The organism is Cumulibacter manganitolerans, assembly GCF_009602465.1.
Taxonomy (GTDB): domain Bacteria; phylum Actinomycetota; class Actinomycetes; order Mycobacteriales; family Antricoccaceae; genus Cumulibacter; species Cumulibacter manganitolerans.
Window position 1 is genome coordinate 1 of sequence record NZ_WBKP01000043.1, and the last position, 23,344, is coordinate 23,344.

At 71.3% G+C, this 23,344-nt stretch carries 22 protein-coding genes and 1 riboswitch; of the genes, 15 read left to right on the forward strand and 7 right to left on the reverse strand.

Annotation, left to right across the window (positions count from 1 at the left end; all coding sequences use genetic code 11):
• A partial coding sequence (locus F8A92_RS14035) for a hypothetical protein (RefSeq protein ID WP_228389460.1) occupies positions 1 to 572 on the reverse strand: 572 nt, incomplete at its 3' end.
• Between the two features lie 643 nt (positions 573 to 1,215).
• Between F8A92_RS14035 and F8A92_RS14040 the strand changes: the two genes are divergently transcribed.
• Together F8A92_RS14040 and otsB are read left to right on the forward strand one after the other, a co-directional pair.
• The gene (locus tag F8A92_RS14040; protein WP_228389461.1) at positions 1,216 to 2,649 is read left to right on the forward strand and encodes an alpha,alpha-trehalose-phosphate synthase (UDP-forming); all 1,434 of its coding nucleotides are present in this window, start codon (positions 1,216 to 1,218) and stop codon (positions 2,647 to 2,649) included.
• A complete protein-coding gene (otsB, locus tag F8A92_RS14045) occupies positions 2,646 to 3,431 on the forward strand; it encodes a trehalose-phosphatase (RefSeq protein WP_153505796.1) in 786 nt (261 codons plus the stop codon). Before F8A92_RS14040 ends, otsB begins: the two co-directional genes overlap by 4 nt.
• A 12-nt stretch (positions 3,432 to 3,443) precedes the next feature.
• Here otsB and F8A92_RS14050 read toward each other — a convergent pair whose 3' ends face one another.
• From F8A92_RS14050 to F8A92_RS14060, 3 genes are all read right to left on the reverse strand, one after another.
• Complete coding sequence (locus tag F8A92_RS14050; RefSeq protein WP_153505797.1) at positions 3,444 to 5,345, reverse strand: S9 family peptidase; 1,902 nt, start codon at positions 5,343 to 5,345, stop codon at positions 3,444 to 3,446.
• A 35-nt stretch (positions 5,346 to 5,380) separates the two neighbouring features.
• Positions 5,381 to 6,436, reverse strand: coding sequence for a TerC family protein (locus tag F8A92_RS14055; protein WP_228389462.1), 1,056 nt, complete (start codon positions 6,434 to 6,436; stop codon positions 5,381 to 5,383).
• A 174-nt stretch (positions 6,437 to 6,610) separates the two neighbouring features.
• The gene (locus tag F8A92_RS14060; RefSeq protein ID WP_153505798.1) at positions 6,611 to 7,960 is read right to left on the reverse strand and encodes an amidase; all 1,350 of its coding nucleotides are present in this window, start codon (positions 7,958 to 7,960) and stop codon (positions 6,611 to 6,613) included.
• A gap of 51 nt (positions 7,961 to 8,011) precedes the next feature.
• On the opposite strand from F8A92_RS14060, the gene F8A92_RS14065 reads away from it, so the two are divergent.
• Positions 8,012 to 8,479, forward strand: coding sequence for a flavodoxin (locus tag F8A92_RS14065; RefSeq protein ID WP_194291501.1), 468 nt, complete (start codon positions 8,012 to 8,014; stop codon positions 8,477 to 8,479).
• A 497-nt stretch (positions 8,480 to 8,976) separates the two neighbouring features.
• On the opposite strand, the gene F8A92_RS14070 is transcribed toward F8A92_RS14065, so the two are convergent.
• Together F8A92_RS14070 and uvrB are read right to left on the reverse strand one after the other, a co-directional pair.
• Positions 8,977 to 9,312: a GIY-YIG nuclease family protein gene (locus F8A92_RS14070; RefSeq protein ID WP_228389463.1), complete on the reverse strand. Its 336-nt coding sequence runs from the start codon at positions 9,310 to 9,312 to the stop codon at positions 8,977 to 8,979.
• A gap of 246 nt (positions 9,313 to 9,558) precedes the next feature.
• Positions 9,559 to 11,664 carry an excinuclease ABC subunit UvrB gene (gene uvrB, locus F8A92_RS14075; RefSeq protein ID WP_194291502.1) on the reverse strand — a complete coding sequence of 702 codons (2,106 nt, stop codon included), beginning with the start codon at positions 11,662 to 11,664 and terminating at the stop codon, positions 9,559 to 9,561.
• Positions 11,665 to 11,762: 98 nt separating this feature from the next.
• On the opposite strand from uvrB, the gene glgX reads away from it, so the two are divergent.
• Both glgX and malQ read left to right on the forward strand, forming a co-directional pair.
• A complete protein-coding gene (glgX, locus tag F8A92_RS14080; RefSeq protein WP_153505800.1) occupies positions 11,763 to 13,877 on the forward strand; it encodes a glycogen debranching protein GlgX in 2,115 nt (704 codons plus the stop codon).
• A gap of 2 nt (positions 13,878 to 13,879) precedes the next feature.
• Entirely contained in the window at positions 13,880 to 16,015 is a 2,136-nt protein-coding gene (gene malQ, locus F8A92_RS14085) for a 4-alpha-glucanotransferase (RefSeq protein WP_228389464.1), read from the forward strand.
• 10 nt (positions 16,016 to 16,025) lie between these two features.
• On the opposite strand, the gene F8A92_RS14090 is transcribed toward malQ, so the two are convergent.
• Positions 16,026 to 16,916 carry a PPK2 family polyphosphate kinase gene (locus tag F8A92_RS14090; protein WP_153505801.1) on the reverse strand — a complete coding sequence of 297 codons (891 nt, stop codon included), beginning with the start codon at positions 16,914 to 16,916 and terminating at the stop codon, positions 16,026 to 16,028.
• A gap of 64 nt (positions 16,917 to 16,980) precedes the next feature.
• Between F8A92_RS14090 and F8A92_RS14095 the strand changes: the two genes are divergently transcribed.
• The 10 genes from F8A92_RS14095 (at position 16,981) to F8A92_RS14140 (ending at position 23,342) form a co-directional block, all read left to right on the forward strand.
• Positions 16,981 to 17,652, forward strand: coding sequence for an SDR family NAD(P)-dependent oxidoreductase (locus tag F8A92_RS14095; RefSeq protein ID WP_153505802.1), 672 nt, complete (start codon positions 16,981 to 16,983; stop codon positions 17,650 to 17,652).
• Between the two features lie 59 nt (positions 17,653 to 17,711).
• Complete coding sequence (locus F8A92_RS14100; protein ID WP_228389465.1) at positions 17,712 to 18,155, forward strand: Asp23/Gls24 family envelope stress response protein; 444 nt, start codon at positions 17,712 to 17,714, stop codon at positions 18,153 to 18,155.
• Positions 18,152 to 18,499, forward strand: a complete 348-nt coding sequence (locus F8A92_RS14105) for a hypothetical protein (RefSeq protein ID WP_153505803.1) — start codon at positions 18,152 to 18,154, stop codon at positions 18,497 to 18,499. The genes F8A92_RS14100 and F8A92_RS14105 overlap by 4 nt, the downstream gene beginning before the upstream one ends.
• Positions 18,496 to 18,681 (forward strand): hypothetical protein, encoded by a 186-nt coding sequence (locus F8A92_RS14110; RefSeq protein ID WP_153505804.1) that lies wholly within the window; start codon positions 18,496 to 18,498, stop codon positions 18,679 to 18,681. Before F8A92_RS14105 ends, F8A92_RS14110 begins: the two co-directional genes overlap by 4 nt.
• Complete coding sequence (locus tag F8A92_RS14115; RefSeq protein ID WP_153505805.1) at positions 18,678 to 19,046, forward strand: hypothetical protein; 369 nt, start codon at positions 18,678 to 18,680, stop codon at positions 19,044 to 19,046. Before F8A92_RS14110 ends, F8A92_RS14115 begins: the two co-directional genes overlap by 4 nt.
• On the forward strand, positions 19,043 to 19,633 hold the full coding sequence (locus tag F8A92_RS14120; protein ID WP_153505806.1) for a DUF6286 domain-containing protein: 591 nt from the start codon (positions 19,043 to 19,045) through the stop codon (positions 19,631 to 19,633). The genes F8A92_RS14115 and F8A92_RS14120 overlap by 4 nt, the downstream gene beginning before the upstream one ends.
• The gene (locus F8A92_RS14125; protein WP_153505807.1) at positions 19,630 to 20,217 is read left to right on the forward strand and encodes an Asp23/Gls24 family envelope stress response protein; all 588 of its coding nucleotides are present in this window, start codon (positions 19,630 to 19,632) and stop codon (positions 20,215 to 20,217) included. Before F8A92_RS14120 ends, F8A92_RS14125 begins: the two co-directional genes overlap by 4 nt.
• Before the next feature lies 1 nt (position 20,218).
• Positions 20,219 to 21,280, forward strand: coding sequence for an ATP-dependent DNA ligase (locus tag F8A92_RS14130; protein WP_153505808.1), 1,062 nt, complete (start codon positions 20,219 to 20,221; stop codon positions 21,278 to 21,280).
• A gap of 58 nt (positions 21,281 to 21,338) precedes the next feature.
• Positions 21,339 to 22,385: a phenylacetaldoxime dehydratase family protein gene (locus F8A92_RS14135; protein WP_153505809.1), complete on the forward strand. Its 1,047-nt coding sequence runs from the start codon at positions 21,339 to 21,341 to the stop codon at positions 22,383 to 22,385.
• A 69-nt stretch (positions 22,386 to 22,454) separates the two neighbouring features.
• Positions 22,455 to 22,526, forward strand: a riboswitch (adenosylcobalamin-variant (AdoCbl-variant) riboswitch).
• Positions 22,527 to 22,616: 90 nt separating this feature from the next.
• A complete protein-coding gene (locus F8A92_RS14140) occupies positions 22,617 to 23,342 on the forward strand; it encodes an SCO2322 family protein (RefSeq protein ID WP_153505810.1) in 726 nt (241 codons plus the stop codon).
• Positions 23,343 to 23,344: the final 2 nt, after the last annotated feature.

Sequence of the window (23,344 nt, forward strand, 5' to 3'; positions counted from 1 at the left end):
GCGCGGTCCTCGGGCATCAGGCAGACGGTCTCGCGGGCGACGTTCTGCGCGGCCTGCTCGCCGATCGCGGCGCCGGTCAGCAGCGCGAGGGTACGCGGCAATTCGTGGACGAGGCGCTTGGCGAGGGCGAGGTCGTTCGCGGCCCGCCACGGCGACACGCCGCGGGCGAGGGCGACCTGCTCGGCGATGCCCTTGCCGGCATCCTGACGGGTCGCGCCCGCGGCGAGGGCCGCGCTGCGGAGTGAGGTGTCGAACGCGACCTGCACGTGTGCCTCGACCGCGGCCACCGCCGCCCGCAACCGCCGCAGATCACCGAGCATGTCGATCAGCCCCGCATCGCTCACGCTGCCCAGACCCCGGTCGGTCGTGTCCGCAGCCGCAGCCGCATCCGCCGAGCCGTCCGCCGGTGACGCATAGACCGCCGGGGCGGGCGTGTCCGCAGCATCGGCCGTGCCCGTCGGGGCCGCGGCGTCGAGGGCGAGCTGCTGCACCGCCAGCCACGCGCCGCGCACCACCGCCACCGGCGAGCCCACGTCGGCTCCCGGGTCCGTCAGGGGCGGGCTGCTGATCATGCCCCTGAATCTACGGACCGGCACCGACAAGATTTCGGCGACAGAACCCGCTGCAGCAGGGATCTGTGCACAACCGGTCACCTGTGGACGGCCACCGCGCGGCTTGGGGACATTGTCGGCTCCCGGCGTCTCGACATCGCTCGCCCCAGGGGGCTCGCTCGCTCGACGACCAAAGAAAAACGGCCCGCTCAAGATGCCGACCTGTGCAGCGTCTGGGGTGCGGAACCCGGCACCTAGGCCCAGGCCGTCACAGTGCCCGCCCCCCGACGCTCGCTCGACGACCGAGAAAAGGCTCGACGACCAGGGGGGCGCTCGACGACCAAGGGGGCGCTCGACGAGCGGGTAAGGGCGTCGCGGGGCGAGGGGAACGTGGAGGTACGCATAGAAAGGCACGAAGCCCGGGGTGGGTCGTGGTCCTTCGACCGATGCGGGGACGCTTACGTGGGTCCGGAACCGCCTCTGAACAACCACCGAGGGCTTCGTGCCTGTAAGGGCTTACCGCTGTCCGGCTGTTTCCTTACACCCATGACGGTACGCCGAACTCGACGGAATACCAGTCTTGAATCACCCGGCTTTCGGGCGCATTCTGAGGGCTTGCGCCCGTGCGCCCGGAAGTGCCCCGTCCCTGGGTAGTGTCGTCATCGTGGCCCACAAGAGTGATTTCGTCGTCGTCGCCAACCGCCTACCGGTCGACCGGATCGTCGGGGGTGACGGGCAGACGTCGTGGCGACGCTCCCCCGGCGGCCTGGTCACCGCGGTCGAGCCGCTCATGCGGCAGCGTGAAGGCAACGGCGCGTGGGTCGGCTGGGCCGGCGACGCCTCCGACGGCGTCGACGAGCCGATCGCGCCCTTCGACAACGACGGCCTCACCCTCTATCCCGTGCCGCTCGCGGCCCAGGAGATCGAGGAGTACTACGAGGGCTTCTCGAACACGTCGCTCTGGCCGCTGTACCACGACGCGATCGTGCCGGCGGAGTATCACCGCGCCTGGTGGAACGCCTACGTGGCGGTGAACCAGCGGTTCGCCGACGCCGCGGCGTCGGTCGCGGCCGAAGGCGCCTTCGTCTGGGTGCACGACTATCAGCTGCAGCTCGTGCCGGCCATGCTCCGCCAGAAGCGCCCCGACCTGCGCATCGGCTTCTTCCTGCACATCCCGTTCCCGCCGACCGAGCTGTTCGGCCAGCTCCCGTGGCGCCGGCAGATCCTCGAGGGGCTGCTCGGCGCCGATCTCGTCGGGTTCCAGACACCCGGCGGCGCCGCCAACTTCCTGCGCCTCACCCGCGACCGGCTGGGGCTCAAGCCGTCCGGCGCGGCCGTGCAGGTCGACGGGCGCACCGTGCGCGCCCGGTCGTACCCCATCTCCATCGACGTCTCCAGCTTCGTCGAGCTGGCCTCCATGCCGGAGGTGCAGGAACGGGCGCGGCAGATCCGGCACGACCTCGGCGACCCCAGGACCGTGCTGCTCGGCATCGACCGGCTGGACTACACGAAGGGCATCGGCATCCGGCTGGAGGCGCTCGAGGAGCTGCTCGACGAGGACCGCATCGACGCCTCCGACACGGTGATGATCCAAGTCGCCACCCCGAGCCGCGAGCGCGTCGAGCAGTACCGCGTGCTGCGCGAGAACGTCGAGCGCACGGTGGGCCGGATCAACGGGTCGTACGGCGCGGTCGGCAACCCCGCGGTCAACTACATCCATCGCTCGATGCCGCGCGACGAGATCGTCGCGCTGTACCTGGCCGCCGACATCATGGTGGTGACACCGTTCCGAGACGGCATGAACCTGGTCGCGAAGGAGTACATCGCGTGCCGCCTCGACGGCACGGGCAGCCTGATCCTCTCGGAGTTCGCCGGGGCGGCCCGCGAGCTGAAGAACGCGTACCTCGTGAACCCGTACGACATCGAGGGGGTCAAGGAGGTGTTCCTGGAGGCCATCGAGGCGCCGCGCGCCGAGCAACGCCGCAGGATGCGGTCGCTGCAGCGCCAGGTCACCAAGCACGACGTCGCGCACTGGGCGCAGACCTTCGTCGACGACATCACGAGAATCCGGCGCGAGAACCGCGAGGGCAGCCGATGAGCACCGAGCCGATCAACCTGCCGGACGACGCGCTCCGCGCCATCGATGCGCTGAGCCGCACCGACCACCTCCTCGTCGCGTCGGACTTCGACGGCACCATGGCGCCGATCGTCGACGTGCCTGCCGACGCGCGGACCGACCCGCAGACCCAGGTCGCTCTGGCCGAGCTCGCCGGGCTGGCCGCCACGACGGTCGCGGTCGTGTCCGGGCGCGCGCTCGACGTGCTCGCGGAGCTCACCGCGCTCCCCTCCTCCGTGCACCTGGTGGGCTCGCACGGCGTCGAGTTCGACAGCGATTTCTCCGCCGGCCTGACCGACGAGGAACGCGCCCGGCTCGCCGAGCTGAACCGGCAGGCGGACGACCTGGCCGCGCGGTTCCCGGGCTTGTTCGTCGAGAAGAAACCGGCGAGCACCGCCCTGCACTACCGGCACGTCGCCGCCGACGCGCGCGACGCGGCGGTGGACGCGATCCAGCGCGGCCCGTGCGTCATCCCCGGCGTGCACCTGACCGCGGGCAAGCAGGTCGTCGAGATCGCGGCGATCGAGACGAGCAAGGGGCTGGCCCTGGAACGGCTCCGGGAGATCGACGGCGCGACCGCGGTCGTCTTCCTCGGCGACGACGTCACCGACGAGAGCGCGTTCGTGCGGCTGTCGGCCCCCGACGTGGGCGTGAAGGTCGGCGAGGGCAAGACCGCCGCCGACGTGCGGATCCCCGACACGGCAGCCGTCGCCCGCTTTCTCACCGAGCTCGCCGCCCGACGCCGGGAGCACCTCGGCGCCTGAGCGAGCCGCCGGTCAGGACGTCGGCAGGTACTCGGCCCACCAGTCGAGGATGTGCTCGAAGCGCTGCAGCCGGTGCCGAGGCTGCCCCGATCGGCTCAGCTCGTGCCCCTCGCCGGGGAAGATCAGCAGCTTCGACGGGACGCCGCGCTTCTGCAGCAGCGCGAACAACCGCTGGCCCTGCTCCAGGGGGCAGCGGAAGTCGCGCTCGCTGTGGATGATCAGCATCGGGGTGTCGATGTTCCCGGCATGCGTCAGCGGTGACTGAGACATGATGTGCGAGCCGGCGTACTCGTCGGCGAAGAACCAGCCGATGTCGCTCGTGCCCGCGAAGCTGTCCCAGGCGTTCACCGCTCGTTCGCTGATCCCGGCCACGAACCGGTCCGAGTGGCCCAGGATCCAGGTGGTCATCAGGCCGCCGTAGGAGCCGCCCATGATGCCGACCCGCTTGGCGTCGAGCTGCTTGTCGCGCAGCGCCTCGTCCAGGAAGGCGAGGATGTCGTCCACGTCGACCGTCCCGATGGCCCCCTTCAGGGACCGGCCGTGCGCGGCGCCGTACCCGGCGCCCCCGCGCGGATTGCACATCACGACGGCGTACCCCGCGCCGGCGAGCACCTGGGCCTCGTCGAACAGGTTGCCCGTGTACTGGGCGTACGGGCCGCCGTGCACCATCAGCACGACCGGGAACGGGCCCTTCCCGGCTTGCGGCTTCAGCACCCAGCCGTGCACCGGGTAGTCGTCGGTGCTGGAGGCGACCAGCTCGGTGCGCGGGATCGGCGCGGCCGTCCCGGTGAGGGAGCCTGCGAAGCTCGACCGCCGGGTCAGCGACCGGGCGCTGCCGACGTAGATCTCGCCGTAGGAGTCCGGCGTGGAGGCGACCACGGCGACCACCTTGCCGGAGGCGGCCACGCCGGTCGCGCTGACGTCCCCGTCGAGCACGGTGGCGAGGGCGTCCCCGAGCGACCGGACGTGCGCGTCACCGCGCACCGAGAAGACGCCGATGAGGCCGCTCTCGGTCGCGACGGCGACCGGCTCCGCGTGGTCGGTCTCCGGGTCGGTCAGCGGTGCGTCGTCGCCGAGGCGGTACCAGACCATGTTGCGGGCGACGAAGTCCTGCCTCGACCGCCCGAGGTCGGTGCGGCCGACGTACACCCGATCGCCCGCGGGATCGACGACAGCGCGGGCCACCGACCCGGTGCCCGGGGTGTGGCGCTGGAACTTCTTGCCGCGCAGATCGACCGAGCACAGGTCCTCGACCATCGTGTCCGGCACGAACCGACCCGACTTGGTACGGCTCGCGATGAACCCGACGCGCGCACCGGCGCTCATGAACAGCGGATTTGTGTCGTCTCCCGGCCCGGAGGTGAGCGCGCGCGCCTCGGGTATGCCCTCGCCGGCGAGGTCCGCGACGAGGAAGATCTTCGACGGCCGGTCGTTCAGGTAGCCGAGGCCGTCCGCCAGGTAGCGCACCCCCTCGATCAGCCGGGGCGCCTCCTGCTCGGGGCTGACGTCCTTGTCGGTCCCGTAGCGTCCCGGCTCGGGAACCCGGGCGCTGTAGGCGATCTGGGTGCCGTCCGGCGACCACGCGAACTGGGTGACGCCCAACGGCGCGGACGTGACCTGCCGGGCGTCGCCGCCCGTCGCGGCGATCAGCCAGATCTGCGGCTTGCGGTCGTCGTCCGCCCGCAGGAAGGCGATCCGGCTGCCGTCCGGCGAGTACGCCGGCGACGAGTCGCTGCTGCCGTAGGTGAACTGCGCCGGCGCGTCGGTGCCCTTGACGGGGACCCGCCACAGGCTGGAGACGTAACGGTTCTCGGTGGTGTCCGGGCGGCTCACCGCGAAGACCACGTACCTTCCGGACGGGTCGACCGTCGGCGACGAGAGGGTGCGGATCTTGTCGAGGTCGCGTGGCTGCATTCCCCGACCCTATCGAGCGCCGCACCTGCCCCCCGTTACTGCGTCTGAGGATCCCCGTCGTACCCAGAGATCGCCTGCTGCGCCTCCGCGTCCCGCACCTCGTCGTCGCGGCGGCTCCTGCGCAGGCTGAGCACGGTGGTGATGGCGAGGACGACGACGATGAAGCCGAGCGAGATGATGGTGAGCAGCCGCGTCTCGATGTGCGGCAGCCAGCCCAGCGCCGCGCACGCCTCGTAGATGAGCTTCACGCCGATGAACCCGAGGATGATCGACAGGCCCTTCGAGAGGTACACGAGCTTGTCGAGCAGGCCGCCGATCAGGAAGTAGAGCTGCCGCAGACCCATCAGCGCGAACGCGTTCGCCGTGAACACGATGAACGGCTCCTTGGTGACGCCGAAGATCGCCGGGATCGAGTCGAGCGCGAACAGCAGGTCGGTCGAGCCGATCGCCAGCATGACGATGAACATCGGCGTCAGCCAGCGCTTGCCGTCGATCTTCACCGAGGTCTTCGCGCCGTGGTAGTCGTCGGTCACCGGGTAGACCTTGCGGACCATCCGGATGAGCTTGCTCTCCTCGTACTCGTCCTCGTCGTCGTCCGACTCCGTGGCCAGCTTCCACGCCGTGTAGAGCAGGAACGCGCCGAACAGGAAGAAGACCGGCTGGAACCGGCTGATGACGGCGGCGCCCAGCACGATGAACAGCGTGCGCAGGACGAGCGCGATCAGGATGCCGATCAGCAGCACGCGGTGCTGGTGCTTCTTCGGCACCGCGAACGAGCTCATGATGAGCACGAAGACGAACAGGTTGTCGACGCTCAGCGAGTACTCGAGGATGTAGCCCGAGAAGAACTCGATCGAGTGCGTGCCGTCGACGAAGTACCAGATGCCGAGCCCGAACAGCACGGCGAGCGCGACGTAGAACGTGACCCACCGAGCGGCCTCCTTGGTGGAGACCTCGTGCGGGTTGTGGTCGACGATGAAGAGGTCGACGGCCATCAGCGCCAGGACGGCGCCGATCGTGACCAGCCAGACCCACGCGGGGAAGAACGGCGCGCCGGTGTCGGGGTTGGTCTGGGCGAGAACGCCCGTCACGGGACTGAGCAAGGGTTTGCCTTCCGGTTCTGTTGCGCGTCGCGGTCGCGGGCGCGCTCATCGATCCGGAGGTCTCTTCCACCGCCTTGGGGACGGCCGCCGGCCCGGGCCACCTGGGTGGCCGTGATGACGAGCGCGGCGCGGGGGAATACTCCCCTCCAACTCATCGGTCCATTATGCCCGTTCGGGACGCCCGAGCGGCGCTCCGGCGGCTGTGACCTGTGCGGTGGCGGCGCGCAGCGCGCCCTCGCAGCCCGGCTTGGCGATCAGCTGGATGCCGTACGGGAGGCCGTCGAGCTCGCCCGCGGGGATGCTGATCGCCGGGAAGCCGACCAGGTTCCAGCGCACCGTCAGGTTGGTGACGATGCGGGTGCTCAGCCCCGGCTCGCCGTCGACGGACATCTCCCGCTCGCCGATCGTCGGGGCCGTGATCCCGACCGTCGGCGCCGCGAGCACCTGGTCGTCGTCCAGGAACTGCTGGAGGGACTCCCGCCAGAGGCCTCTCGTGCGCAGTGCCTCGTCGTACTGGGCGTCGTCGATGTGCCGCCCCGAGTCGATGCGCTCCCAGGTGGACGGGTCGTACTCGTCACGGCGGGCGTCGATCTGGTGCGCGTGGACGTCGTACGCCTCGCGGCTCATGATGGTGCCCGCCGTCCCGCGCATCTCCGGCCAGTTGCCCAGGGACACGTCGACGGTGCTGTTCTCGGAGACCTCGTCGTACAGGGCGCGCACCGCGCGCGCGATCCGGCGGTCGACCAGCGGCACTGCGTCGATGTCCAGCCACGACCACTGCGGGGCCACCGGCTCGGGCTCCGGGCGACCGGTCAGCACCGACCATCCGAGCCACGCCAGGTCGGCGCTGGTGGCCAGCACGCCCACGTGGTCGAGGGTCGGGGCGAGGTCGTGCACGCCCTGCACCGGGACCTCGCCGTGCGCCGGCTTGAGCCCGACGCAGCCGCACAGTGCCGCGGGCACCCGTACCGAGCCGCCGGTGTCGGTGCCGAGGGCGAGCGGCACCAGACCGGCCGCGACGGCGGCCCCGCTGCCGGCCGACGAGCCGCCGGTCATCCGGTCGAGGTCGTGCGGGTTGTGGCTCGGGCCCTGGTGGCTGATGTCCCCGGTGGGGCCGTAGGCGAACTCGTGGGTGAGCGTCATCCCGAGGATCAGCGCTCCGGCCTCGCGCAGCCGGGTCACCACGGCGGCGTCCTCCCCGGCGACGCGGGCGGCGTTGAGCCGGGAGCCGTGGGTGACCGGCCAGCCCGCCACGTCGACGAGGTCCTTGACGGCGACCGGGAGGCCGAACAGCGGTCCGCGCTCGCTCGCCGGCAGCGCGTCGAGCCGGTCGGCGTCCCGCAAGACCTGCGCCCGGTCGACGTACACGAAGGCGTTGAGGGCAGGGTTGATCCGGTCGATCGCGTCGAGCGCCTGCTCGGCGACCGCCCGGACACCGGAACGCGCGACGAGGTCGCGGGCCTCCTCGAGTCCGTAGCCGTAGAAGGGTCCGCGCAACGAGTCGTCGATCATGGCTCGAGCCTAGCCGTGGCATGGTGGAACGAGCCACGAGAGGAGGCCCGCATGAGCGACCGGAAGAAGGTCCTCGTCGTCCACCACACCGTCTCGATCTCGACCGCCGCGGTGCACGAGGCCGCCCTCCAGGGGCTGGGCATCGAGGAGCTGGGCGTGATCGAGGCCTGCTCGCTGCCCGCGCTCACCGCCGGCGCGCACGACACGCTCACCGCGGCCGGCGTCGTGCTGCTGTCACCGGTGAACATCGGCTACCTCGCGGGCGCGATGAAGCACTACTTCGACCAGATCTACTACCCGTGCCTCGAGGCGACGAAGTCGCTGCCGTTCGCGGCGGTGCTGCACTCCAACAGCGATGCCTCGGGTGCGCTGCGCGCGCTGGAGGCCATCACCACGGGCATGCAGTGGCAACCGGTGGCGGACCCGCTGGTGGTCGCCGGCGACCCCGACGCGGAGGTCCGGGAGCAGATCGCCGAGCTCGCCGGCACCGTGGGTGCGTACGCCGCCGGAATGACGTAGCCCGAACGACTCGGGGATCCCGCTTCGCGACTGCTCACCACAGGCCGTCGTCCACGGGTTGTACGCAACCGCCACCGGTGTCGACCCCGAACGCCGGGAGTTGATCGCGTACACCGGGGGTTGACCGCGAACCCCGGGGGGGTGCGGACATCGGTCGCTCCCGGCGTCTCCACTCGCTCGGACGGGCTCCTTCGTCGCCGTCCTCCCTCGGTCGACGACCACACCGGGGTCGACGACCCCACCGGGGTCACGGTCCTTCCTCGGTCGGCGACCACACAAGGTCACGACTACACCCGGGGTCACCGTCCTTCCTCGGTCGACGACCACGCCAGGTCGACGACCACACCAGGTCGACGACCACACCGGGGTCACGGTCCTCCCTCGGTCGCATCCTGTGGTCGGGAACTCCATTGGTCGTCGACTGGAGCGCGGCGAGGGAGCGCCAGCGACCGAGGCCGCGCGGAACGGAGACGCCGGTAGCTGCGTGCGGAGCCGGCTCAGCCCGGACGACGTCCGCGCGCGTCGCGCTCTGCGGCGCGGTTCTTCGCCCACGTCGTCGACATGTTCGACGTGATGTCGTCGAGTCGCCCCTCGATGAGCGCATCGCGCTTGGCACGGCTCCAGCCCTGCACCTGCTTCTCGCGGTAGAAGGCGGCGTCCGCCGAGTCGAAGGATTCGGTGTAGACAAGCTCGACCGGCCGCCGACGCCGCGTGTATGCCGCGCCGCCGCCGTTCTGGTGCTGCCACATTCGGCTCTCCAGGTCGGTTGTGCTGCCGACATAGAGCGTGTCGTCGGCGCACCTCAGGATGTACATCGTTCCGCCTTTGAACATGACGGCATGATCCACGGTCGCGACTGCTCACCGCCGGTCGTCGTCCGCCCGTTGTGGACAACCGTCGCCGGTGTTGACGGCGCGTACGCCGGGGTTGCGGACATCGATCGCTCCCGGCGCCTCCACTCGCTCGGACGGGCTCCTTCGTCGCCGTCCTCCTCGGTCGACGACCACATCAGGGACGACCACACGAGGGTTGCCGACCACATCAGGGACGACCACACCCAGGCGACCAACGGAGATGCGTCAGACGCCGGCGCGGTCCATGGCGCGCAGTTCCTTCTTCAGGTCGCCGATCTCGTCGCGCAGCCGCGCGGCCAGCTCGAACTGCAGCTCCCGTGCCGAGGCCAGCATCTGCTCCTGCAGCTTCGCAATGAGGTCGGCGAGCTCGGCCCGCGGAAGCGACTGGACGTCGTCCGGGATGATGCCGGCCGACTCCGCTCCCCCGCCGCCCGGGATCGACTTCTTGCCGCGGGACTGGGCCCGGCCGCTGCCGCCGACCGGGATCGCGTCGTCCGCCTCGCGGTAGATCCCGTCGAGGATGTCGACGATCTTCTTGCGCAGCGGCTGGGGGTCGATGCCGTGCTCTTCGTTGTACGCGCGTTGCTTGTCGCGCCGCCGGTTGGTCTCGTCGATCGCCTGCGCCATGGACGGCGTGATCGTGTCGGCGTACATGTGCACCTGGCCGGAGACGTTGCGCGCCGCGCGCCCGATCGTCTGGATCAGCGAGGTGCCCGACCGCAGGAAGCCCTCCTTGTCGGCGTCGAGGATCGCCACCAGCGACACCTCCGGCAGGTCGAGGCCCTCGCGCAGCAGGTTGATGCCGACGAGGACGTCGTACTCGCCCTGCCGCAGCTCCTTGAGCAGCTCCACGCGCCGCAGCGTGTCGACCTCGCTGTGCAGGTAGCGGACCCGGATACCGAGCTCGAGCAGGTAGTCGGTGAGGTCCTCGGCCATCTTCTTGGTGAGCGTGGTGACCAGGACGCGCTCGTCCCGCTCGGTGCGCTCGCGGATCTCGTGGACCAGGTCGTCGATCTGGCCCTTGGTCGGCTTGACGACGACCTCGGGATCGATCAGGCCGGTCGGACGGATCACCTGCTCGACGAACTCACCGTGCGCCAGGTCCAGCTCGTACTTGCCCGGCGTCGCGGAAAGGTAGACGGTCTGCCCGATGCGCTCGGTGAACTCCTCGAACTTCAGCGGCCGGTTGTCCATCGCGCTGGGCAGCCGGAAGCCGTGGTCGACCAGGGTGCGCTTGCGCGACATGTCCCCTTCGTACATCGCGCCGATCTGCGGCACCGTCTGGTGCGACTCGTCGATCACCAGCAGGAAGTCGTCCGGGAAGTAGTCGAGCAGGCAGGACGGCGCGGAGCCGGGCGCCCGCCCGTCGAGGTGCCGCGAGTAGTTCTCGATGCCGGAGCAGAACCCGACCTGCCGGATCATCTCGACGTCGTACTGGGTGCGCATCCGCAGCCGCTGCGCCTCCAGCAGCTTGCCCTGCTTCTCGAGCTCGGCCAGCCGCTGCTCGAGCTCGAGCTCGATGCCGCGCACCGCGCGCTCGATCGCCTCCGGGCCCGCGGCGTAGTGCGTCGCCGGGAAGATGAAGATCTCCTCCGTCTCGCCGACGACCTCGCCGGTGAGCGGGTTGAGGTGGAAGAGCTTCTCGATCTCGTCGCCGAACATCTCGATGCGCAGCGCGAGCTCCTCGTAGGCCGGGATGATCTCGACGGTGTCGCCGCGCACCCGGAACGTCCCGCGCGAGAACGCGATGTCGTTGCGCGCGTACTGCATGTCGACCAGCTTGCGCAGCAGCCGGTCCCGGTCGAACTCCTCGCCGACCTTCAGCCGGACCGACGAGTCGACGTACTCCTTGGGGGTGCCCAGGCCGTAGATGCACGAGACGGTCGCGACCACGATCACGTCGCGGCGGGTCAGCAGCGACATCGTCGCCTTGTGGCGCAGCCGCTCGACCTCCTCGTTGACCGAGGAGTCCTTCTCGATATAGGTGTCGGTCTGCGGGACGTAGGCCTCGGGCTGGTAGTAGTCGTAGTACGAGACGAAGTACTCCACGGCGTTGTTCGGCAGCAGCTCGCGGAACTCGTTGGCCAGCTGCGCCGCCAGCGTCTTGTTGTGGGCCATGACGAGGGTCGGGCGCTGCACCCGCTCGATCAGCCACGCGGTCGTCGCCGACTTGCCGGTACCGGTGGCGCCGAGCAGGACGACGTTCTGCTCGCCCGCCCGGATGCGCCGCTCGAGATCGTCGATCGCGGTCGGCTGGTCGCCGGACGGCTGGAACTCGCTGATCACCTCGAAGGTGCCCTTGGTGGGTACTAGATCGCTCTTGGTTCGCACGCCGACCAGCGTACGTCGACCCGCCGACACGAATGCCCGGCCGAACCTGGGACACTTGCCTCTCGTGACGGCAGGCAGCCGTCACCGGAGAGGACTACATGGAGATCTGGCCCGGCGCGCCCTACCCCTTGGGCTCGACCTACGACGGCACCGGCACCAACTTCGCTCTGTTCAGCGAGGTCGCCACCCAGGTCGATCTCGTGCTGTTCGACGGTGACGGCACGGAGAAGACCGTGACGCTGCCCGAGGTGGACGGCTTCGTGTGGCACGGCTATCTGCCGGGCATCGAGCCGGGCCAGGCGTACGGCTACCGCGTGCACGGCCCCGGCGACTTCGCGACCGGCGCCCGCTGCAACCCCAGCAAGCTGCTGCTCGATCCGTACGCCAAGGCGATCTCCGGCGAGATCATCTGGGACCAGGCGGTGTTCGGGTACGACCACGAGACCGGGGAGCCCGACCACACGGACTCGGCGCCGTACACGATGCGCTCCGTGGTCATCAACCCGTTCTTCGACTGGGGCAGCGACCACCTGCCCAACACGCCGTACCACAACACCGTCATCTACGAGGCGCACGTGAAGGGGCTCACCGAGACCCATCCGGACATCCCCGAGGACCAGCGCGGCACGTACGCCGGGATCGCGCACCCGGTCATCATCGACCACCTCCGCGACCTGGGCGTCACGGCGATCGAGCTGATGCCGGTGCACCAGTTCGTGCAGGACGACCGGCTCGTGAAGGACGGCCTGGCCAACTACTGGGGTTACAACACCATCGGCTTCTTCGCCCCGCACAACGCGTACTCCGCGGCCGGCGACGGCGGCCAGCAGGTCCAGGAGTTCAAGGGCATGGTCAAGGAGCTGCACCGCGCGGGGATCGAGGTCATCCTGGACGTGGTGTACAACCACACCGCCGAGGGCAACCACCTCGGCCCGACCCTGTCGTTCAAGGGCATCGACAACGCGTCGTACTACCGGCTGAGCGAGGAGGACCCGTCGAAGTACGTCGACTACACCGGCACCGGGAACTCGTTCAACGTCCGTCAGCCGCACTCGCTGCAGCTCATCATGGACTCGCTGCGCTACTGGGTGACCGAGATGCACGTCGACGGCTTCCGGTTCGACCTCGCCGCGACCCTCGCCCGCGAGCTGCATGACGTCGACCGGCTGGCCGCGTTCTTCGATCTCGTCCAGCAGGACCCGGTGGTCAGCCAGGTCAAGCTCATCGCCGAGCCCTGGGACATCGGCGAGGGCGGCTACCAGGTCGGCAACTTCCCGCCCTTGTGGACGGAATGGAATGGCAAGTACCGCGACACGGTCCGCGACTTCTGGCGCGGCGAGCCGGCGACCCTCGGCGAGTTCGCCTCGCGGCTCACCGGGTCCTCCGACCTGTACGCGCACAACGGCCGGCGACCGGCCGCGTCCATCAACTTCGTCACCGCCCACGACGGTTTCACGCTGCGCGACCTGGTGTCGTACAACGAGAAGCACAACGAGGCCAACGGCGAGGGCAACCAGGACGGCGAGAGCCACAACCGGTCCTGGAACTCCGGCGCCGAGGGGCCGACCGACGATCCCGAGGTGCGCGAGCTGCGGGAGCGGCGCAGCCGCAACTTCATCGCGACCCTGATGCTGTCGCAGGGCGTGCCGATGCTGCTGCACGGCGACGAGCTCGGCCGCACCCAGCAGGGCAACAACAACGCCTACTGCCAGGACAACGAGCTGACCTGGGTGGACTGGAGCGCCGTCGACGAGGACCTGCTGGCCTTCACCTCGGCCCTCACCAAGCTCCGCCACGAGCACCCGATCTTCCGGCGTCGGCGGTTCTTCGACGGCCATCCCGAGCCGGACGACAAGGGGAACGTCGAGCGCGACATCGCCTGGCTGACGCCGTCCGGCGACGAGATGACCGAGGCCGACTGGGGCGCGGGCTTCGGCAAGTCGATCATGGTGTTCCTCAACGGGGCCGGCATCAAGGGCACCGACTACCGCGGCCAGCCGATCGTCGACGACTCGTTCCTGCTGCTGTTCAACGCCTACGAGGGCGATCTGGGCTTCCAGCTCCCGGACGGCGACTACGCACCCGGCTGGCGGGTCGTCGTCAACACCGCGACCGGGCGGCACGAGATCTCCGAGGACGTGCTGGCGGCGAGCAGCACGCTGAACGTCCCCGCCCGCTCGATGCTGGTGCTGCTCGAGGCCGCCGGGGAGTGACGGTGGACGAGCACCTGCGCGCGCTCGCGGACCTGTACGGCGTCGCCACCGAGTACGCCGGCATGGGCGGCCAGGTCAGCGTCGCGCCGTCCACCATCCGGTCGGTGCTCGACGCGCTCGGGGTCGACAGCACGTCGGCCGGCGGCGCGGCCGCCGCGCTGGCGCGCGGTCGCGCCGCGGTGCTGCATCGCGCGCTGCCCAGGTGCGTGGTGCACCGGGTGGGTGACCACACCGACGTCCCCGTCCGCCTGCCCTCCGGCACCTCCGCCGGCCTGCGGGTCGTCCTGGGCTCCGGTGGCACGGTGCCGCTGTTCGAGGTTCCGCCGGAGGAGGTCCCGCGCGTGGCGGGCACCGACGGGTTCGACGAGGTCACTTTCCGGCTGCCGCCGCAGCTGCCGCCCGGCTACCACGCCGTCGAGCTCTCCGGAGCCGGAGCGCCGCAGCGGGCGCCGCTCATCGTCGCTCCCCGGTTCCTCGACCTGCCCCTGAGCATCGGTCGGGAGCAGGTGTGGGGGTACGGCGTCCAGCTGTACAGCGTGCAGTCGGCCGGAAGCTGGGCGATGGGCGACCTGCAGGACCTGGCGGACCTCGCGACGTGGTCGGCCACCCAGGGCTGCGACTACCTGCTGGTGAACCCGCTGCACGCCGCCGAGCCGACACCGCCGATCGGCGCCTCGCCGTACTCGCCGAGCAGCCGCCGGTTCGTGCATCCGATCTACCTGCGCCCCGAGGCGGTGCCGGAGCTCGCGACCGCGCCGGAGGCCGTCCGGGCGGACGTAAGCGCTGCGCGGTCCGCGCTCCTGGCCGCCGTCGGCGACCGGGACACCGTGGACCGTGACGCGGTGTGGACGGCGAAGATCGCCGCCCTGCAAGGGATCTACGACTGCGGTCGATCGACGCTGCGCCAGTTCGCCTTCGATGCCTACCGGGCGCGGGCAGGCGCGGAGCTGCGGGACTTCGCGGTCTGGTGCGCGCTCGTCGAGCAGCACGGCCACGACTGGCGGCAGTGGCCCGAGGCTCTTCAGCAGCCCTCGTCCGCCGAGACCGCCGCGTTCGCGGCGCAGCACGCGGATCGCGTCGACTTCCACTGCTGGCTGCAGTGGCTGGCCGGCGAGCAGCTGGTCGCCGCGCAGGCCGTCGCCCGGGACGCCGGCATGCGAATCGGGATCCTCAACGACATCGCGGTCGGTGTCGGGCCGACCAGCAGCGAGGTGTGGAGCCACCCCGACCTGTTCGCGCGCGGCGTCAGCGTCGGCGCTCCCCCGGACGACTACAACCGGCTCGGCCAGGACTGGACCCAGTCGCCGTGGCGCCCCGATCGCTTGGCGGACAGCGGTTTCGCGGCCTTTCGAGAGATGGTGCGCGAGACCCTGGCGCACTCGGGCGGCATCCGGGTCGACCACATCATCGGGCTGTTCCGGCTCTGGTGGATACCCGAGGGCGCGAGCCCGACGGCCGGCACGTACGTGCGCTACGACCACGAGGCGTTGATCGCGATCCTCATGATCGAGGCGCAGCGCGCGGGCGCCGTGATCGTGGGTGAGGACCTGGGAACGGTCGAGGGCTGGGTGCGTGACTATCTCGCCGAGCGCGGCGTGCTGGGCACGTCGGTCGCCTGGTTCGAGCGCGACGCGACCGGTGCTCCGCTGCCCGCCGACCGGTTCCGCGAGTACTCGATGGCGTCGGTGACCACCCACGACCTCGCCCCGACGGCGGGATACCTCCGCGGCGCGCACCTGGAGGTCCGCGACCGGCTCGGTCTGCTCGGCCGCCCGCTCGCCGACGAACGGGCCGAGCACGAGGCCGATCTCGCCCGCTGGCGGTCCATGCTGTCCGCGCGCGGGTACCTCGTCCCCGGCGCCGGCGACGACGCGACGGAGGACGAGATCCTCGCGCTGCACCGGCACCTGCGCGCCACGCCGGCACGCCTGCTGAACGTCGCGCTCACCGACGCGGTCGGCGATCTGCGGATGCAGAACCAGCCGGGGACCCGCGACGAGTACCCCAACTGGCGCGTGCCGCTGACCGCCGCCGACGGCGCGCGGGTGCGGCTGGAGGATCTGCTCGTCAGCGCCCGGGCCGCGCGCCTCGCGGCCACCCAGGTGCCCGATCGGACGACCGGCGACCGGACCGGGTAGCCGCGGGCGCTCAGCCCGCCGCGAGCAGCCGCTCGCGCTGCTCCTGCACGTCGAAGTGCATCTGCGGGAACTGCGGGTCCAGCTCGCGCAGCGTCTCCAGCAGCAGCTGCCCGACCGCCCAGTTGCGGTACCACTTGTGGTCCGACGGGACGGCGTACCACGGGGCCGCGTCGCTGGTGCACCGCGTGAGCGCCTCGAAGTACGCCGACTGGTAGTCATCCCACCGCGCGCGCTCGTCGATGTCGCCGGGGTTGAACTTCCAGTGCTTCTGCGGGTCGTCCAGCCGCGCCAGCAGCCGCTCCTTCTGGGTCTCCTTCGAGATGTTCAGGAAGCACTTCACGATCGTGTATCCGTCGTCGGTCAGCTCCCGCTCGAACGCGTTGATCTTCTCGTACCGCTCGTGGATCTCGGCGTCCGAGGCCAGCTGGTGCACCTTGACGATGAGGACGTCCTCGTAGTGCGAGCGGTCGAAGATGCCGATCTGGCCCTCGCCGGGGAGCGCCTGGCGCACCCGCCACAGGAAGTCGTGCCGCTTCTCCTCCTCTGTGGGGGCCTTGAAGGCGTGCATCCGGATGCCGCCGGGGTTGACCAGCCCGAGCACGTGCTCGACGACGCCGCCCTTCCCCGAGGTGTCCATGCCCTGCAGGACGAGCAGGACCCGCCGGTCGGCTCCGCCGCGCGCGTTGGCGAACAGCCGCTCCTGCAGCCCGGCCAGCTCGCCCGCGTAGGCCTTCATGGCCTTCGCCGCGGCCTTCTTCCCCGACGGCCCGGCCGGCGTCGAGCCGGGCTGCAGGTCGGCGAGCAGCTGGGCGGCCGCGGGCCGGTTCGCCGGCACCCGGAGGATCGCGCGCAGGTTCTCGGTCCGCTCGGAATCCTTCGACCTGCTCTTGTCGCTGCTCATCCCTGCTCCTCACGCATCGGTACCGTGGCGTTCGGTATCGACCTTAGTTGGCAGAGGAGCCGCCATGAGCGACGAACTACGCACGGCCGTCGTGGTCGGCGCGACCGGCGGCGTCGGTCGGCAGCTGTGCGCGCTGCTCGCGGCGGACGGCGTCGCGGTGCACGCGGTCGCCCGCGGCCGGCAGGCCCTGGAGCGGGTGGCCGCCGAGACCGGCGCGCGGCCGTGGCAGGTCGATCTCACCGACGAGGAATCCGCCGAGACCGTGGCAGCCGGCCTGGCCGAGCACGCGCCCGAGCTCGCGATCGCCGCGGTCGGCGGGTGGTACGTCGCCGAGCCGGGTCTGCGGCTGCCCATGGCGACGTGGGGGGCGACCCTGGCGAGCAACCTCACCGCGCACTTCGGCGCCGCCCGCGCGTTCGCGCCGGTCCTGGCGGGACCGCGGCCCGTGTACCTGGCGCTGAACGGGATCGCCAGCCACTATCCCTGCGAGGGCTCGATCGCGATCAGCGTGGCCGGTGCCGGGCAGGCGATGATGCTGGACGTCCTCGCCGCCGAGGGACGCGACGCCGCCGTCTCCTACCGCGAGCTCGTCGTCGACACGCCGATCCTCGGCCCGGGCGAGCGGCACGACCAGGACGAGCCGACGCACACCATCACAGAGGTGTACGCCGCCGTTCGCGACCTCGCGGGCCGCGATCCGGCGCCGGGGCGCGTCGTACGCCGCCACCTCGGGTGAGGCGACACGCGGGATCGCCGCGCCTCGACACGTCTGGTCGCATTAGGAAAGATGGCGATGTGGCTATCGCGGACGACGACCTGAACGCAGCGCCCGCCGGACCGGTGTCCGAGGGGCTCGACATCGACAACGGCACCATCTCGGTCTCGGAGGCCGTCGTCGCGAAGATCGCCGCGCTGGCCGCGCGCGAGGTCGCCGGGGTGCATTCGCTGGGCGTGGGAGCCGCCCGACAGGTGACGCCGGTGCGCGACCGCCTCCCGGGCGCGACGCCGTCGCCGACGTCCGGCGTGTCGGTCGAGGTGGGCCGGACGCAGGCCGCGGTCGACCTGGACATCGTCGTCGAGTACGGCACGCCGATCACCCAGATCGCCCGGGACGTCCGCCGGCACGTCGTCGCCGCCGTCGAGCGGATGACCGGCCTGCAGGTGGTCGAGGTCAACATCACCGTCGACGACGTCAATCTCCCGGCCGTCGCCGATCCGCGAGACAAGCGGCTGCAGTGACCGACCCCGTCGTGGTGCGCGACGCCACGCTCTCGACGCCCGGTGTGCTGGCGATGCACGCCGGGCCGTACGGCACGGCCGCCACCTACTCGCCGGCCGGTCGGGTGTGGGGCGTGCGTATCGCGGAGGGCCGGATCGACGTCCATGTCGTGGCCGACGAGTCGGTGGCGTTGCGGGCCCTCGGACGCGCCGTCCGCGACGCGGTGCGCCGGGCCGCCGGTGGCTACCCTGGCGTCATCGCGGTGCACATCGAGGACATCACCGACGCGCTACGGCCCGGCGAGCCCGCCGGCACCGGCGCCACGCCCATCGACCGCGAGCCGGCAACACGGAGGACACCATGAGCTCAGCACAGATCGGACTGGTCGCGGGCATGGCCCTCGGCCTCGCCGCCATCGTCGGCGGCTTCGCCGGCTTCCTGCTGGTCGCCGCGCTCGGCGCGATCGGCCTGGTGCTGGGCCGTGTCGTGGACGGCGAGCTGGACCTCGGCTCGATGACCCGCGGCAAGGGTCGCGACCGGGCATGAGCACACCGTCGACCGAGGACCGGCGCGGCCCCGGGTCGCCCGGCGGGTTCACCCGCATCTCGCCGTACGTCGTCGAGCGCATCGCCGGGCACGCCTGCCATCGGGCCGAGGGCGCCGTCACCCCGCGCACCCACGCGGGCGCGCCGCAGTCCACCGCCCCACGGGTCCGCGCGGAGGTCACCGGCCGCCACGCGCGCCTGTCGGTCTCGACCGGCGCCCTGTACCCGGCGCCGCTGACCGCGTTCGCGGCAGCGGTCCGCGCGGTCGTCGTCGACGACGTCGAGCGGCTGTGCGGCCTGCGGGTGGTCGCCGTGGACGTCGAGGCGCTGCCGGTCAACCTCGAGCGACGGACGCGGGTGCGATGAGCACCGGGCAGCGCATCCTCCTGCGCTTCGTCAGCGCGCTCGCCGGGCTGCTGCTGGTCGGCGCGGCACTGCTCGGGCTCGGCCAGATCGTCGCGGCGCTGACCGGCAGCGGCGACTTCATCGTGCCGTTCTCGCTCTGGTACCGGTCGCTGCGGACGACTCCGTGGTCCGCCGGAGCGGTCGTGTACACCGGGATCGGCCTGCTGGTCGGCGGCGTCCTGCTCATCGTGGTCGCGACCCTGTCGCGGCCGCGGCTGTTCGCGCTCGCCCGACCGACCGACGACGTGGACGTCGTCATCGCGCCGCGCGCGGTGGCGCAGATGCTGCGGCGGCAGGCCGAGGCGGTGTCCGGCGTGGCCACCGCCAGCGTCGAGGTCAGCGCGGACGTCGCCCGCGTCAACGCGACCGCGCCCTTGGCCGGCTACGAGCGGGTCGAGGCCGACCTCGAGGCGGCCCTGACGCACGCGCTGAAGAAGATCCCGTGGCAGCGGCTGCCGCGGCTCGACCTCGAGGTCGTCGACGGGCAGCCGCGCACCGAGGCCGCGACGCTGAGCGGTCCGGCGGGCCCAGCCGGGTCCGCGTCATGAGGGACGAACGGGTCGACCGGATCGACCGCGCGGTGCTGTACGTCCTCGGCGCGATCGCCGCGCTCGCGGGAATCGGCGTCCTGCTGCACGCGACGGGCGCGCTCGGCAGGCGCCGCAGCGACAGCCCGGTGCTTGCCTCGCCGACGACGCGCTGGTACGCCGACCACGCGACGTGGGTGTGGCCGCTCGTCGCCGTCCTGCTGGCGATCGTCGCCGCGCTCAGCGTCTGGTGGGTGTCCTCGCAGGTGCGCCTGCAGGGCAGCTCCCGCGTCGACCTCGCGCGGGACGGCGCGGGGTCGCTGAACGTGTCGGGGACGCACCTCGCGGAATGCGTCGAGCGCGACGCCGTCAACCAGGACGGCATCGACCACGCGCGGGCCCGGGTCAGCGCGACCGCCGAGGCCGTCGACGTGTGGCTGACCCTCTGGGTGGGTCCGCCGTACGACGTGGGACGGTCGGTGTCGCGGGTCGCGAACACCGTGCTGCCCAACCTCGCGACCGCGCTGGACGGGGTCGGCTCGCGGCCGATCCGCACCCACATCAACGTCGAGACCGCCGAGGCGGCCGTCTCGCGATTGGACTGAGATGATCGAGCGACCGCTGTCCCCCGCCCTGGCCAAGCCGGTCACGGCGTTGCCGGCCCAGGGCGACTACCTCTTCGAGCCGAAGTGGGACGGCTTCCGGGCCATCGTGCACAAGTCGGGCGCCGTCGCGATCGACAGCCGCACGGGTACCGACCTGACGCGGTACTTCCCCGAGCTGGCCAGCGCGCTCGAGGACAACCTGCCCGACGGGTGCGTGGTGGACGGCGAGATCGTCATCGAGCGCGGCGGACGGCTCGACTTCGACGCCTTGCAGGCGCGCCTGCACCCGGCCCAGTCGCGGATCGACCTGCTGGCCGGCGAGACGCCCGCCGAGCTCGTCATCTTCGACCTGCTCGCCCACGGCGGCGCCGCGATCCTGGACCGGCCGCTGCGGGAGCGTCGGGTGCTGCTGGACGAGGTGCTCGGCGACGTCCAGCCGCCGATCTGGCTCACCCCGTCGACCGGCGACCGGGACGCCGCGCAGACGTGGTTCACCGAGCTCGAGGGCGCCGGGCTCGACGGCCTGATCGCGAAGGACCTCGACGCGCCCTACCAGCCGGGGGTCCGCGCGTTCCTGAAGCTCAAGCACCGCCGCGACCTCGACGCCGTCGTGTGCGGGTTCCGGTGGCACAAGTCCGGGCAGGTCGTCGGGTCGTTGATGCTCGGCCTGTACGACGCCGCCGGGGCGCTGCAGTACGTGGGCGCCTGCTCGTCCTTCACCGCGAAGAAGCGCGCCGAGCTGGTCGATCTCCTGCAGCCCTACCGGTGCGAGCCGTCCGAGCACCCGTGGGCGGCGTGGGCGGAGCAGTCCGGCTCGGACGACCGGATGCCCGGCGGCCAGAGCCGGTGGAGCGCCGGGAAGGACCTGTCCTGGAATCCGGTGCGACCCGAGCTCGTCGTGGAGGTCGCCTACGACCAGTTCCAGGGCCCGCGGCTGCGGCACCTCGCCTCCTTCGTCCGGTGGCGCCCCGACCGCACCCCCGAGTCGTGCACCTTCGAGCAGGTGCCCACCATCGCGCCGTATCCCCTCGACCAGGTGCTCAGGTCCGGCGCCCCGGGCTGAGCGGATGACTGCGGTCACCTGACCGGGCTAGGGTCGGCGTAGTCACCGAGGAGGTCCCATGGAGTCGTCGATCCCCGAGCACCTGGCCGTCGCGCGCACCCAGCCGATGCGGATGCGCGAGGGCTGGAACCCGCCGTCCCCGGCGTTCAGCGCGCGCTTCCCGACGTCGGTGGACGACGTGGTGATGGCGTACTACGGCCTGCAGTACCGCGGCGAGCGGCCGCCGGCCGCGGCGGCCGCGGCGCAGGACCTCCGGGAGCGGATCGCGGCAGCCGACGGGCCGTCGCACCACGACCTCGCCGTCGTGGTCGACCCGGACGGCTTCACGAACGAGCTCACGGCGCTGTACTGGCTCGACGAGGGCGCCTACCGGCGCTGGGAGAGCGCGCACGAGCCGTGGACCGATCCGGGGCGCGACCGTGCCGAGACCGGGTTCTTCATCGAGGTCGCGACGCCGCGGGCGCGCGACTTCGAGACCATCACCGGGAGCCGGCGCCGCATGGAGGGCATCGCGGTGACGGCCGACGGCGTCAGCGACGACATCGCCGAGCACGCCTACTGGGGCAGCATGCGCGACCGGCTGCCGGCGTCGCAGACGTCGGCCCTGGAGCCGCACGGGACGCTGGCCTTCGAACGGGCGGGCGACCACGTGATCGTCCGGCCGCACGACGGGATGGCGCTGATCCGGTCGGGGCAGGACTGGGTCGACACGGTGGACGAGCCGCGCGAGCAGTGGCTGCACGACATCCAGCCGGTGCTGCGCGAGGGCATGGACTTCCTCACGACGGACGGCCTCGGCGTCGGCTGCTACGCGAACCGGTTGATGCAGCTGAGCGACGGCGAGCGGCTCATCGAGAAGACGTACGGCCACAGCTGGTGGCACTCGCTGGCCGAGCTCGAGCAGTGGTCGCGCTCGCACCGGACGCATCTGCGCATCTTCGGTGCGTTCGGCACATTCGTGAAGCACTTCCGTGGCGCCGCCGGGCTGCGGCTCTACCACGAGGTCTCCGTGCTGGACGCCGATCGGTTGCGGTTCGAGTACCTCGGCTGCCACGAGCGCACCGGCCTGCTCAACGCGGAGGGGGCGGCGCCCTCGCCGGTGTGACCAGGGCGCCTTTGACGACGCCGTCCGAAGGTGGGACATTGGTTGACGGTCTCCGCACGGAGACCGCATGTCCCGACTCGGGAAAGCCGGTGCGATTCCGGCGCTGACCCGCAGCCGTACAGCCGGAACGCCGAGCGGGATGCTGGCTCCCACCGTCGAGGTCTACGGATCAGGGGCCGGACCTGGTCCGGCTACCCCCGTGGTGCCGCACCAGAAAGAAGCACCCCGTTCATGCGTCTCGCTCGCGTCATCGTCGCCGCCGCCTTCGCCCTGCTGCTCGTCGGAGCCGGTGCCGTGCTCACTCCGCGCACCGCCGAGGCGCAGGACATCTACCGGTACTGGGCGTACTTCACGGTGCAGGACGGCGCGTTCGTCGCCGCGGCGACCGGCCCCGCGGAGGCCGTCCCCGCGGACGGTGCCGTCGAGGGCTACCGCTACGCGGCGCCGGCCGACTTCACCAAGCCGAACCGGCCGCGCGCCGACCTCCAGAAGGTGACCTTCGACGCCGTCTGCGGCGGCACGAAGGCGGCCGCCGGACAGAAGCGGGTCGCCGTCCTCATCGACTACGGCGTGAAGCAGGACGCCGAGCCGGGACGCACTCCGCCCCAGCCGCAGGCGCTGTGCGCCGCGGTGCCGGCGCAGGCGAACGGGCTGCAGGTGCTGCAGGCGGTCGAGCCCAAGACCCGTACCGAGTCGGGCAGCTTCGGTCCCCTGCTGTGCGGCATCGCCGACTACCCGACCACCGGCTGCGCCAGCGAGGTAGCGCCGTCCGGCACCCCGGCCGACGGCGACCCGGTCGACTTCGCGACGGCGTCCGACGACACGGCCGCCTCGGCGAAGGCGACGGGCACCGATTCCGGCGACGGCAGCAATGTGCCGCTGCTCGTCGGCGCCGCCGTCGTGGTCGTCCTGGTCGCCGCGGGCGGCACCTACCTGGCCCGCCGCCGCTCCTCGTGAGC

Coding starts and splice junctions, on each gene's coding strand:
- otsB (WP_153505796.1), top strand. CDS start 2,646: ATGAGCACCGAGCCGATCAACCTGCCGGACGACGCGCTCCGCGCCATC.
- F8A92_RS14050 (WP_153505797.1), bottom strand. CDS start 5,345: ATGCAGCCACGCGACCTCGACAAGATCCGCACCCTCTCGTCGCCGACG.
- F8A92_RS14060 (WP_153505798.1), bottom strand. CDS start 7,960: ATGATCGACGACTCGTTGCGCGGACCCTTCTACGGCTACGGACTCGAG.
- F8A92_RS14065 (WP_194291501.1), top strand. CDS start 8,012: ATGAGCGACCGGAAGAAGGTCCTCGTCGTCCACCACACCGTCTCGATC.
- F8A92_RS14070 (WP_228389463.1), bottom strand. CDS start 9,312: ATGTTCAAAGGCGGAACGATGTACATCCTGAGGTGCGCCGACGACACG.
- glgX (WP_153505800.1), top strand. CDS start 11,763: ATGGAGATCTGGCCCGGCGCGCCCTACCCCTTGGGCTCGACCTACGAC.
- F8A92_RS14090 (WP_153505801.1), bottom strand. CDS start 16,916: ATGAGCAGCGACAAGAGCAGGTCGAAGGATTCCGAGCGGACCGAGAAC.
- F8A92_RS14095 (WP_153505802.1), top strand. CDS start 16,981: ATGAGCGACGAACTACGCACGGCCGTCGTGGTCGGCGCGACCGGCGGC.
- F8A92_RS14110 (WP_153505804.1), top strand. CDS start 18,496: ATGAGCTCAGCACAGATCGGACTGGTCGCGGGCATGGCCCTCGGCCTC.
- F8A92_RS14115 (WP_153505805.1), top strand. CDS start 18,678: ATGAGCACACCGTCGACCGAGGACCGGCGCGGCCCCGGGTCGCCCGGC.
- F8A92_RS14120 (WP_153505806.1), top strand. CDS start 19,043: ATGAGCACCGGGCAGCGCATCCTCCTGCGCTTCGTCAGCGCGCTCGCC.
- F8A92_RS14125 (WP_153505807.1), top strand. CDS start 19,630: ATGAGGGACGAACGGGTCGACCGGATCGACCGCGCGGTGCTGTACGTC.
- F8A92_RS14130 (WP_153505808.1), top strand. CDS start 20,219: ATGATCGAGCGACCGCTGTCCCCCGCCCTGGCCAAGCCGGTCACGGCG.
- F8A92_RS14135 (WP_153505809.1), top strand. CDS start 21,339: ATGGAGTCGTCGATCCCCGAGCACCTGGCCGTCGCGCGCACCCAGCCG.
- F8A92_RS14140 (WP_153505810.1), top strand. CDS start 22,617: ATGCGTCTCGCTCGCGTCATCGTCGCCGCCGCCTTCGCCCTGCTGCTC.